This window comes from Nocardiopsis algeriensis, from assembly GCF_014203695.1.
GTDB lineage: Bacteria > Actinomycetota > Actinomycetes > Streptosporangiales > Streptosporangiaceae > Nocardiopsis > Nocardiopsis algeriensis.
Map to the genome: position 1 here is coordinate 200105 of NZ_JACHJO010000004.1, position 11359 is coordinate 211463.

The following is an 11359-nucleotide window of genomic DNA, read 5'->3' on the forward strand; positions in this document are numbered from 1 at the left end:
CGCCCTCAGACCAGCCGGTCGGGCCGGTAGCCGTTCTGGCGCACGCAGATGTGGCCCGCGGGGTCGAGGGGGCGGCCGCACAGGGGGCAGTCGGGGCGGCCCGCGGCGACCACCTTCAGGGCGCGGCCGGCGAAGGCGCGGGCGGCACCGGGCGTGAGGTAGACACGCAGGACGTCGCGGTGGGGGGCCTCCTCCGCGAAGACCTCCAGTTCCTCCTCGTCCTCCAGCAGCTCCTCGCCCGCGGTCTCGTCGATCTCCTGCGCCTCGATGATGACGCGGGCGGCCTCGGCGTCCCAGGCCAGGGCGAGTGTGCCCACGCGGAAGTCCTGCTCGATGGGCTGCTCCAGGGGTCCGTCGTCCTCGGGCACCACCGTGTCGTCGGGCGGAGCGCCGAAACGGCGGTACACCTCCTCCAGCAGCTCCTCGACACGGGTGGCCAGCGCCTCGACCTGGGCCTTCTCCAGGACCACGCTGGTGATGCGCCCCTCTCCCACTGCTTGGAGGAAGAAGGTGCGGTCTCCCGGCTGGCCCACGGTCCCCGCGATGAACCGCTCCGGTGGGTTGAACTGAAAGACGGGCATACAAGCACCCTACGGGATCCGGGCGCCCTGTCGCCCAACCCCCGTACGCCGCCCCGGCCGCTTGTTCACGAGCTCCGGCCGGCCGTTCCCGCGCCACCGCCGACAGCCGCGTCACCGCTGGTGGTCGCGGTGGACGGGAACGCCGGGAAGTTGTCCCCGGTGTCGTTGAGCAGGTTGAGGAAGGGTCGGGTGTGCGTATAGGTGATCGAGGTGGCCGAGCAGGGGTCCACGACGATGCGCTGGAAGAGGTCCAGGTGCATGCCCAGGGCATCGGCGACGAGCGCCTTGATGATGTCGCCGTGGGAGCACACGACGTACACGGGCGGTTCGGCGGGCGTGTCGCCGGCGGAGGCCTCGTCCAGCAGGCGGGTGTTCCAGTCGCGTACGGCCTCGGCCGCGCGGGCCGCGGCGGCGGCCATCCCCTCCCCGGCGGGGAAGCGGACGGCGCTGGGGTGTTCCTGGACGACCTTCCACAGGGGTTCCCGCCGCAGCTCGGTGAAGGGGCGCAGGGTCCAGGAGCCGTAGTCGCACTCGACGAAGCGCTCGTCGGTGGTGACCGGCACGCCCAGTTGCCGGGAGAGCGCCTGGGCGGTCTCCCGGCAGCGTTCGAGAGGACTGGAGACCAGGGCCGCGGGCCGCAGGTCCGACAGCCGGCGAGCCAGGTCGGCCGCCTGGGCGCGGCCGGTGTCGTTGAGGTGGATCCCGGGGGTCCGCCCCGCCAGGCTCGGTCCGGTGGCGTCGGTCATGCCGTGCCGGACGAGGACGAGCGTGACCGCCTGCGGGGCGCCGCCGTCACGGGGACCTCGCTCACGGGACGGCTCCTGTTCGGTGCTCGGGGAGGGGCCCTGCGCTGCTTCGGGTGTCGCCATGGGGACAGCCTAGGTGTAGTGACCTGAGAGGTCGGTAACGCGGGAGGCGGGAGGGCCGCTGATCGCGGTGGGGAACCGGTGGTGATTGCGGTGGTGCGACCACGCGGGGAACGCCTTCCGCCGTTGGGGCTCACAGGCGCAGGGGCGGGCGTAGGCCCCTTCCCCGGCCAGGGTGCGGTGATCGGGAAGGGCCGCCGGCGACGTTTCCCGCCGGTCCGCCATACGCGTTCCGGCTGTGTCCGCCGGGGTCGCCGCGGGGTTCCACCGGCGACATGTCGGACAGGTCCCCGACCGGGGACCGGCCCCGGTCCCGGGAAGGGGGCCGACCGGGGCCGGACGCGGTACTCTCCGCCGCATGGAACAGAGACAGGTGGGCCGGTCGGGGCTCTGGGTGTCCCGCACCGCCCTCGGTGCGATGACGTGGGGCAAGGACACCTCCGAGGAGGAGGCCGGGCAGCAGCTCACCGCCTTCGTCGACGCGGGCGGAACCCTCGTGGACACCGCGGACATCTACACGGGCGGGCAGAGCGAGCGGATCCTGGGCCGCCTGCTGCGGTCGGCGGTGCGGCGCGAGGACGTGGTCGTCGCGACCAAGACGGGACACACCCCCGAGGGCTACCGGCCGGTGGACGCCTCCCGGAAGCATCTGCTGGCGTCCTTGGACGCCTCGCTGCGGCGGTTGCAGACCGACCACGTGGACCTGTGGCAGCTGCACGCGTTCGATCCGGCGACTCCTCCGGAGGAGACGCTCGCGGCGATGGAGGAGGCCGTCTCCTCGGGGCGGGCCAGGTACGTGGGGACGGGCAACCTGGAGGCGTGGCAGTTCGCCACCCTGGCCACGTGGCAGCGGGCCCGGCCGGGTCGGGTACCGCTGGTGGGCGCGGGAGCGGAGTACTCGCTGCTGAACCGGGGTGCGGACCGCGCGCTGCGGCCCGCGCTGGCGGCCGCCGGGGCCTCTCTGATCGCGTGGTCGCCCCTGGGCCGGGGGGTGCTCAGCGCCAAGTACCGGGGCGGTATCCCGCCGAACTCCCGGGCGGCCTTCCCCCACATGGCCTCCTACGTGGAGCCCTACCTGGACGACCGCAGCCGCCGGGTGGTGGAGTCGGTGTGCACGGCGGCCGAGGGGCTGGGCGTGCCGCCGTTGGCCGTGGCGCTGAGCTGGGCGCGCGACCAGGAGGGGGTGGCGGCCGCCGTCGTGGGGCCGCGCACCGTCTCCCAGCTCGAGCAGATCCTGGAGGTGGAGGCCGTGGAGCTGCCGCCCAAGATCCGCGACGCGCTCGACGACGCCACCGCCGCCCCCTGACCCCGGTCAGCCGTCGAGGCCGACCGGGAAGTTCTGGTCGAACACGTTCTCCGGGTCGTACCGGACCTTGAGTGCGCGCAGCCTGGCCAGGGTGGGCGCGGGGAAGGCCTGGGCGAGGACCTCGGGGCCGGTGCGCGTGTCGAAGCTGAGGTACATGCCGTCCAGGTGCGGCGTGATCCCGTCCCAGTGCCGGTCCAGGCGGGCGGCGGTGCCCGGTGCGGCCATGGCCGCCAGGGAGAAGTTCTGGGTCCGGTGGGCGTAGGCGGTGGCGTCCGGGGCGACGTCGTTGACGGCGCCGCCGACCTGGCGCAGCTGCATGAAGTAGGTGGCGCCGGAGGCGATCATCCCCGCCATGCCCTCGGCCAGTTCGGGCGTGATGCGGGTGATCAGCCCGGAGCGGCTCGCGGGGAGCCCGTGGCCCCGGTGCGGGCCGTCGTCGTGGACGAGGATCGCCGGGTAGGGGGCGATCTGGGCGCGCTGGTCCAGGACGGGGCCGACCCGCAGGAACGGTTCGAGGGCGGGTACGGCCTCCTCCGGGTCGTCGCCCGCGTACACCACCATGGCCTGGGCGACGTGCCCCGAGCCGCCGTGTCCGGGGACGAGGGTGAGGAACGCCGTCACCTCGCGGGGCGCGAACACGGCGGTCTCGTCCCAGGCGCGCAGGAGCGCGGCCGTGGCGGAGGCGTCGTAGGCGAACTGGCCGAGGACGACGCTGCCCACGGGAGCGGCGGTGGCCTCGATCGAGGTGAGGACGCCGAAGTTGGCGCCCGCGCCGCGCATCGCCCAGAACAGGTCGGGGTTCTCCTGCGCGTCGGCGCGCAGGACGCGGCCGTCGGCGGTCACGACCTCCATGGCGGTGACGTTGTCGACGGTCAGCCCCTGCGAGCGCGACAGGTAGCCCACCCCGCCGGTGGTGGCGATGCCGCCGACGCCGACGCCTCCGTGGTCGCCGGAGCTGAGGGCCAGGCCGTAGGGGTTGAGGGCCGCACCGACGGCGCCCCAGCGGGCCCCGGCGCCGATGCGCACCCTGCGGGTCCCCGGGTCCAGGATCTCGACCCGGTTCAGGCGGGCGAGGTCGACGACCACTCCGCCGTCGCTGGTGGACCGGCCGCTGATGCCGTGGCCGCCGCTGCGCACGTTGAGCGGTGCCTCCTGGGCGCGGGCCCAGGCCAGGGCCTGGGCGACCTCCTGCGGGCCGGAGGGGCGCAGGACCAGGCCGGGCGCGCCGGACTGCATGTAGCCGTGGCGCACCCGGGCGTAGCCGCGGTCGCCGGGCTCGACGGCGTGCTCGCGCAGGTTCTCGGGCAGGTCGTCGTAGGCGATGCCGGTGCGGCGGGCGGCGAGGGCGGCGGCCGGGCGGACCGGGCCGGTGTCGGTGCCGGCGGCGGAGCGCTCGCGTTCGGCGGCCTCGCGCAGGGCGGGGGCGACCTCGGCGCCGAAGGTCCGGATCGCGTGCGGGTCGTCGGTGCCCAGGACGAACGTGGAGAAGCCGTGTTCCAGGACGAGGGGCAGCAGGTCCTCGACCCACTGCTCGGCGGGTCCCTGGAGGAAGCCGCGGCCGGTGGGCAGGAAGGCGCTCTGTCCGAGGTTGAGCATCCGGCGGATCTCGCGGGGGTCGCGCCCGGCCTCGCGGGCCGCCTCGTCGATGGTGCGCTGGGACCGGGGGACGTCGGCGAGGTCGAGGTAGCCGAGGCTGGGCAGCCAGCCGTCGGCCCTGGCCCCGGTGAGGCGGAGCATGCGGGGCTTGTAGGCGCCAAGGTGGATGCCGATGTCGTGGGCGGGCGCGGGGCCGCGCTTCATGCCGCGGACGCTGTGGTGCTCGCCCTCGACGCGGACACCGCCGCGCGCGTCGGTGTCCCACACGGCGCGGATGATGTCGATGCCCTCGGCGAGGGCGTCGACGGCCTGGCCGGGGGTGAGCCGGGGCACGCCCATGGACTCGATGCCCTCCCAGAAGGCGCCCGCGCCCAGACCGAGTTCGAAGCGGCCCTTGGAGAGCAGGTCGAGACTGGCGGCGGCGCGGGCGAGCATCGCGGGGCCCCGCAGGGGGAGGTTGAGGACGTTGCCGCTGATGCCGACGCGCTCGGTGCGGGCGGCGACCCAGGTCAGGAGGGTCCAGGCGTCGAGGAAGCCGGGGTTGTACGGGTGGTCCTGGTAGGTGACCAGGTCGAGCCCGGCGGCCTCGGTGAGCTCGGCCAGGGCGACGGCGCCGTCGGGGTCCTGCGCCGTGGGTGTGATGAAGGTGCCGAATCTGAGCCGGTGGCCGTAGTCGGGCATGGGTGCTCTCCTCGGGAGGACGCGGTGCGGCGGGCGTGTGCTCGCCCGGACATCCCGCAAATCGTTTGTACAGCAAATGATAGTGCCTACAACTTGTCTGTGCTCCCACGCATTCCTGGTAGCCTCGGGGCATGACGACCCTCCCCCCGGACGGCCCGCGGCGTTCGGACGACACATCGAACCTGGGGTGGGCGCTGGCCGTGGTGCTGCGCCGCTGGCAGGAACTGGCGGAGGCGGAGCTGTCCGACGTCCCGCACGGCAGCCGGGGCTTCCATGTGCTCGGGGCCTGCGCCGACGAGGAGGCTCCGACGCAGGCGGCGCTCGCCGCGCGGCTGCTGATCGACCGCAGTGTGATGACCTACCTGCTCGACGACCTGGAAGAGGCCGGCCTGGTGCGCCGGCGGGTCGACCCCGGTGACCGGCGGGTACGGCGCGTGTGCGCCACCGAGCGGGGGCGTGAGTTCCTCGCGGACCTGCGCGGCCGGGTGGCCCGCGTCGAGGAGCGCGTGCTGAGTAGCCTGGACGCGCAGGCCCGGGAGCTCTTCCGGGCCGCGGCGGGGCGGGCGGCGGCCGCCGTCCAGCGGGCCGAGCCGGAGCTGGACCCGTGTGCGGCGGTCCGCGACGTCGCGGGGGATGCTCCCGGCGCGCGCCGGGGTCGGTCGACGGGGCCGTGAACCGTCCCCGCGAGTCGATAGGGTCGCCCTGAGTTCACGAGGTGTGCGACGAGGGGAAGCGGGGCCCAGGTGTCCGAGGCAGTCGAACAGGTCGGTGCCGTACTCGACCGGATGGGGGCGCCGCGGGCCTTGGCGCCGCGGCTGCTGGCCCTGCTGGGGCCGGGGGCGGCCGCGGAGCTGGACGCCGACCCGTGGCTGCTGCTGCGCGTGCCCCGGGTGAGTGTGGAGCAGGCCGACTTCTGCGCGCGCAGGCACCTGGGCGAGGCGGCCCGCCCCGACGACCCGCGGCGGCTGGCGGCGCTGACCGTGTACGCGCTGCATCGCGCGGCCGCGCGCGGGCACACCGCCGTGGAGGAGAAGCGGCTGCTCCCGATGGTCGGGCAGCTGGGTGCGGCCGCGCCGAGAGCCGCCCTGGAGGCGGCCGAGAGCAGTGGCGCCGCGGTGGTGTTCGAGAGCACCGACGACAGTGACGACGACTTCGACTTCGCGGAGGACGGGGTCCCCGACCTGCCCGATCCCGAGCGCTTCCTGGCCCTGCCCGACGTGGGGCACGGCGAGCAGCGGCTCGGTGAGCAGCTGCTGCGCCTGATCGGCGGCAACGACCCGATCATGGACTCGGCGACGGCGGCCGAGACCGTCGACGCCGCCTGTGCGAAGGCGGGGTTCACCGTCTCGGACCGGACCCGGCAGGCGCTGGTGACGGTCGCGCTGCGGCCGGTCGCGGTGCTGCGCCACGGACCGGGCCCCGAGCAGGCCGGCGAGGTGGCGCGGGCGCTGGTGTGCATGCACGCGATCGCCACCGACAGCCAGGTGGGCATGGTCCTGGCGGCGCCGACGGCGCAGGCCGCGGCGGCGCTCGACGCCGACCTGGCCCGTGTCCTGGGAGGCGCGCCGGAGGAGGGGCCGCGCGCGGTGTCGCTGGCGGCCCTGGCCGCGGCCGGGCCCCAGGAGGCGGGGCTGGTGGTGCTGTGCGAGTCGATGTCCCTGGGGGCGGCGCGCGCGGCCGAGCTGGCGTCGCTGTGCGCGGACGGCGCCCACCTGGTGCTGCTGGCCGACCTCGACCAGGCGCCCTCGGCCACCCCCGGGCAGGTGGTGGCCGACATCGTGCGTTCGCGGGTGGCGCACACGGCCGAGGTGGCCGCCCCCGAGGCCGAGAGGGGGCCGGGCCCGATCGCCGAGCTGGCCGCGGCCGTGGCCGGGGGCGAGGTGCCGGAGGTGGACGCGCCCGCGCGCGAGGTGGTACGGGTTCCGGCCTCCTCCGCCGAGGAGGCGGCGCACCGGGTGGTGCAGCTGGTGACCGACTCCATTCCGCGCGCATTGGAGATCCCCGCCGACCAGGTGCAGGTGGTGGCCGCCCGCGAGGACGGGCCGGCGGGAGCGCGGGCGCTCAACGCGGCGTGCAAGGAGAGGCTCAACCCCGGGCCGGGGGCGCACGGGGGTTTCGACCCGGGTGACCGGGTGCTGCTGGCCGCGGCGGGGCCGGGTTACGCCCCCGGCGACACCGGCGTGCTGCGCGGGTTCGGCGAGGCGGGCGCGTCCGTGGAGCTGTCCGGCGGGGCGGAGGTGACCGTTTCCGATCCGTCGGCGCTGCGCCCGGGCTGGGCGGTCACGGTGGCCGCCGCGCACGGGGGCCGCTGGCCCGCCGTGGTGGGTGTGTTCCCGCCCGGGGTCCCGGTGTCGCGCCCGCAGGTCTACACGACGCTGACCCGCGCGGTCCGGCACGTCTCCCTGGTCGACGCCACCGGGGGCGCCCTGGAGGCGGGCGTGCGCGAGAACACCGCTCCTGTGCGCACCACGCGCCTGGTGCACATCCTCCGCGAGGGCTGAGCCCGGAGCGCCCGGAGCGGCAGCCGGCTGCGGCCGGGCACCGCCCGGGGCGTGTGCGGCGGACGTCCTCCGCCGCACACGGCCTACCGGGAGTACTGGCGGCACTCCCCCGTGAAGACCGCGCCGAGCTCGGCCTCCAGCACACTCTTCACCCGATCGGCCGGAGCCCCCCGGTACACGGCGGCGGCCAGACCCTCGGTGACCGAGGCCAGGCGCAGTGCGGCCGCGTGGACGTCCAGGTCCGGTAGGACCTCACCGCACTCCTTGCCGTTGGTGACGGCCCTGGCCAGTTCGGCCTGCAGAGCGGCCGCCGAGCGCGTGTCGACCTCGGCCAGGCGGGGGCTGTCCAGGGCGCGTCCGGCGAAGGTCCTGGTGATGCGGAACTCGGCGCGGCGCCGCTCGTCCAGGGGCAGGTGCTCGGCGACGGCTGCTGCCAGGACGGCTGCGATGGAGCGCTCGTGGCGTGTCCCCTCCTCCGCCGCGGCGGCGACGCGGGCGGCAACGGCGGTGCTCACGTACTCGAAGGCGTGCAGCAGCATGTCGTCCTTGGACGGGAAGTAGTGCTGCACCAGGCCGACGGAGATCCCGGCACGGGCGGCGACGCGGGCGACGGTGGCGGCTCCCAGGCCCTCCTCGGCAACGAGCCCGCACACGGCCTCGATGATCTGTGAACGCCGCTGGGCGTGGTCTGCGGTTCTCGGCACTTGATAACCATATCAGCATATGGTAATAATCGTACGCCCATACGGTTATCCGAAGGAGCCCCCCGTGCGCATCCCCCTCGCCCTCCTGCTCGCCCTCGCCCCACCCGTGCCCCTCGCCCCCGCCGATCTGGACTCCGCGGTCGCCGACCACATGGAGGTGACCGGCGTCCCCGGCCTGGCCTACGCCGTGGTGGGCCCCGACAGAATCGAGCACGAGGGGTACGAGGGGGTGGACGGCGAGGGTACGCCCGTGGACGCGGACACACCCTTCCTCTGGGGATCGGTGGCCAAGCCCGTCACCGCCACCGCGGCTCTGCTCCTGGAGGATCAGGGCCGGCTGGACCTGGACGCTCCCGTCGACACCTATCTCCCCGAGTTCGCCTCCTTCGGCGCCGACCCGACCGTGCGCGACCTGCTGTACCAGACCTCGGGGATCACCCTCGGGATCGGTACCGAGGTGAGCGACCACTACGGCACGGACGCCCCCTCCCTGGAGGACCGGGTGGCCCAGATCGCCGCTTCGGAACCGGGAGAACCCGGGACACACGAGTACAGCAGCGCCAACTATCTGGTGGCCGGTGCCGTCATGGAACGGGTGACCGGGGACTTCGCGGGCTTCCTCCGCGACGAGGTCCTCGCCCCGGCCGGGATGGACAGTGCGCTCACCGGCTCCGAGGAGGCGCGCCGGGCCGGCCTCGTCCCCGGCCACCGCCTGTGGTGGGGCACCCCGGTGGCCGACGCCACCGGGGTGGACGACAGCGGAGCGGCCTACGGCTACCTCGGCGGGACCCTGGCGGACCTGGCCGCGTTCGCGCGAATGCAGCTGGAGGAGGATCCCCCGCTGCTGGACGCGCCTTCCCTCGCCCGGGCGAGGGAGGGCGCGGTACCCGTTCCGGGGTCGGCCCAGGAGTACGGCCTGGGATGGCGTGAGACCGTGCTGTCGGGAACGGAGGAGACCGTGTTCTTCCACGGTGGCGCCGTGCCCGGGTACGTGGCGCTGCTCGTGGTGCTGCCCGAGCGCGAGCGTGCCGTGGTGGTTCTTCAGAACGCCTACAGCATGCTCGCCGACATGCACTTCCAGGCGTTGGGCCTGAACCTGGCCCGACTCGTGGCGGGTGCCGACACCCGAGGTCCGGTGGGCGCCGCACCCTACGGGGCCGCGGTGTGGGGCGCCACCGGGGTGGTCGCGGTGGTCGGCGCAGTCACCCTGTGGCCGGGCCGCGGGAGGCGGCTCGCAGCGCTGCGGGCCGTGGTCGGTGCGGCGGCCGTCGCCGCCGCGGTGCTTCTGCTCTCCGCGGCCGGCCCCCGGCCCGCTCTGCTGTGGTTGCCCGACGTGGCGGTGGCAGCCGTGGCCGCGGGGGCGCTGGGCGCGGTGGCCGCCGTGCGCGCCGCCGTCACCCTGGCACGGCGGCCGTGACCCGACGCGGCCGGGGAGGCCACCGCGCGGGCGGGGTCATCGGGGCAGGGCTTCCGGGAAGTGCTCGGAGGCCGCGGCGAGGTCGGCCTCGATGCGGCGGGCGGCGGCGGCCAGCTCCGGCAGGACCTCCTCACGCAGCTCCTCCGCCGTGCGCTGGGCCGCGTGGGCGGCGACGTTGACGGCGGCCACCGCGCGGCCGGAGCGGTCGCGCACCGGCACGGCGACGGAGCGCAGCCCCTCTTCGAGCTCCTGGTCGACGAGCGCGTGGCCCTGTCTGCGCACCTGTTCCAGGACGGGGTCGGCCTCCGCCCCGGGCCGGTCGGCCAGCAGGACGCGGCCCATGGAGGTCGGGCGGGACGGCAGGCGGGTGCCCACGCCCAGGTCGACACCGATGATGCGGGTGGTCGCGACCCGGGCCACGTAGCGGATGTCGTCTCCGTCGAGCACGGAGGCCGAGGCCGAGTCGCGTACACGCTCGACGAGGTCGGCCAGGTGCGGGGTGGCGATCTGCTCGAAGGTGAGGCCCGCCAGCGCGGAGCAGCCGAGCTCGAGCACGCGCGGCAGCGGACTGAAGCGTCCGGCCTCGGAGACGGCGGCGTAGCCCAGGCCGCACAGGGCGAGCAGGCAGCGGCGGGCGGTGGCGCGGGCCAGGCCGGTGGCGGCGGCGACCTCGCTCAGGGTCTGCCCCCCGGGTTCGCGCAGGGAGGCCAGGACGGCCAGGCCGCGCGCGAGCGACTGCAGGAAGTCCGGCCCCAGTTCCGCCTTGGCGGTGCGCAGGGCCTCGGTGTCCACCGGTGCGGGTGCCGGAGTCGGCCGGACGCCTTCGGCCAGGGCCTCGCGGATCTCCGCCGCACCGCGGCGCAGCCCGGGCAGGGCGTGGTCGGCGAGGCTGCGTGCGCTGTGGCGGCTGGTGTGGCTGGTGACGCTGACGGCCCCCAGAACGGTGCCGTTCTCACCGCGGACCGGAACGGCGACCGCGACCAGTCCGGGCTCGATGAGCTGGTCGTCGACGGCCCAGCCCCGGCTCTCCGCCAGGGCGGCGCGCCCGGCGAGGTCCCGGGGGTACCCCTCTGCGGGGTCCTCGGGTGCGGGGCCGGCCCCGCGGCTCGGGTTCCCGGTGTTCCGGGCGGCGGCGAACAGCGCGCCCGGGGCGCAGCTCTCGGCGGGCAGCAGGTCGCCCACGCGGAAGGCGACGGCCATGGCGCGCCGCCGGGGCCGCTGGGCGGTGAGCCGCACCCCGTCCCCGTCCGGGACGCAGAGCGACACCGATTCGTCGAGCTCCTCCGCCAGGTGTCGGAGCGTCGGCCGGGCGGCGGTGACCAGGGGGTCGGAGGCCAGGTAGGCGTTGCCCAGCTCCAGCAGGCGGGGGGCGAGGGCGAGGTCGCTGCCCTCGGCGCGCAGGTGGCCCAGGTGGACGAGCGTGGCCGCGATCCGGTCGACGGTGGCGCGGGCCAGCCCGGTGGCGCGGACGAGGTCGCCGCGGGTCATCCGGCCCCGGGGAGAGCCCGCGAGGACGCGCACGACGCCCAGCCCGCGCTCGAGTGTGGCCACGGACTCCCCTCCGGCCGCCGGCCGGGAAGAAGCGGTCGCACTGCGCGTCAAGGTGGCCTCCGTGGTTCCTGCCCGTCGTTCCGGTGAACGCTACCGGGCTTGACGGGGACGGGGTGAACGGGCAACACTCGACACAGCCATAAATGAATAATAGTT

Annotated in this window: 9 protein-coding genes and 1 pseudogene; 4 read left to right on the forward strand and 6 right to left on the reverse strand. The window is 75.2% G+C overall.

The features are described 5' to 3' along the window. Positions 1-5 precede the first annotated feature (5 nt). The 3 genes and pseudogenes from FHS13_RS07480 to FHS13_RS21925 all read right to left on the reverse strand — a co-directional run. On the reverse strand, positions 6-581 hold the full coding sequence (locus tag FHS13_RS07480; RefSeq protein ID WP_184289656.1) for a DUF3090 domain-containing protein: 576 nt from the start codon (positions 579-581) through the stop codon (positions 6-8). A gap of 65 nt (positions 582-646) precedes the next feature. After that, a complete protein-coding gene (locus FHS13_RS07485) occupies positions 647-1450 on the reverse strand; it encodes an MSMEG_4193 family putative phosphomutase (protein ID WP_184289659.1) in 804 nt (267 codons plus the stop codon). A 9-nt stretch (positions 1451-1459) separates the two neighbouring features. Further along, positions 1460-1633, reverse strand: a pseudogene (locus FHS13_RS21925) (IS481 family transposase); the annotation flags it as partial. Positions 1634-1805: 172 nt separating this feature from the next. Between FHS13_RS21925 and FHS13_RS07490 the strand changes: the two are divergent. Next, a complete protein-coding gene (locus FHS13_RS07490) occupies positions 1806-2753 on the forward strand; it encodes an aldo/keto reductase (protein WP_184289662.1) in 948 nt (315 codons plus the stop codon). A 6-nt stretch (positions 2754-2759) separates the two neighbouring features. On the opposite strand, the gene FHS13_RS07495 is transcribed toward FHS13_RS07490, so the two are convergent. Continuing rightward, positions 2760-5030 (reverse strand): LLM class flavin-dependent oxidoreductase, encoded by a 2271-nt coding sequence (locus FHS13_RS07495; protein ID WP_184289665.1) that lies wholly within the window; start codon positions 5028-5030, stop codon positions 2760-2762. A gap of 131 nt (positions 5031-5161) precedes the next feature. On the opposite strand from FHS13_RS07495, the gene FHS13_RS07500 reads away from it, so the two are divergent. Further along, a complete protein-coding gene (locus FHS13_RS07500) occupies positions 5162-5704 on the forward strand; it encodes a MarR family winged helix-turn-helix transcriptional regulator (RefSeq protein WP_184289668.1) in 543 nt (180 codons plus the stop codon). 69 nt (positions 5705-5773) lie between these two features. Continuing rightward, positions 5774-7531, forward strand: a complete 1758-nt coding sequence (locus FHS13_RS07505) for a helix-hairpin-helix domain-containing protein (protein WP_184289671.1) — start codon at positions 5774-5776, stop codon at positions 7529-7531. Between the two features lie 83 nt (positions 7532-7614). Here the strand turns inward: FHS13_RS07505 and FHS13_RS07510 are convergent, their stop codons facing one another. Beyond that, positions 7615-8235 carry a TetR family transcriptional regulator C-terminal domain-containing protein gene (locus FHS13_RS07510; RefSeq protein ID WP_184289674.1) on the reverse strand — a complete coding sequence of 207 codons (621 nt, stop codon included), beginning with the start codon at positions 8233-8235 and terminating at the stop codon, positions 7615-7617. Positions 8236-8299: 64 nt separating this feature from the next. On the opposite strand from FHS13_RS07510, the gene FHS13_RS07515 reads away from it, so the two are divergent. Then, a complete protein-coding gene (locus FHS13_RS07515) occupies positions 8300-9652 on the forward strand; it encodes a serine hydrolase domain-containing protein (protein WP_343064938.1) in 1353 nt (450 codons plus the stop codon). 36 nt (positions 9653-9688) lie between these two features. Here the strand turns inward: FHS13_RS07515 and FHS13_RS21850 are convergent, their stop codons facing one another. Next, positions 9689-11203: an IclR family transcriptional regulator domain-containing protein gene (locus FHS13_RS21850; protein WP_343064939.1), complete on the reverse strand. Its 1515-nt coding sequence runs from the start codon at positions 11201-11203 to the stop codon at positions 9689-9691. Positions 11204-11359: the final 156 nt, after the last annotated feature.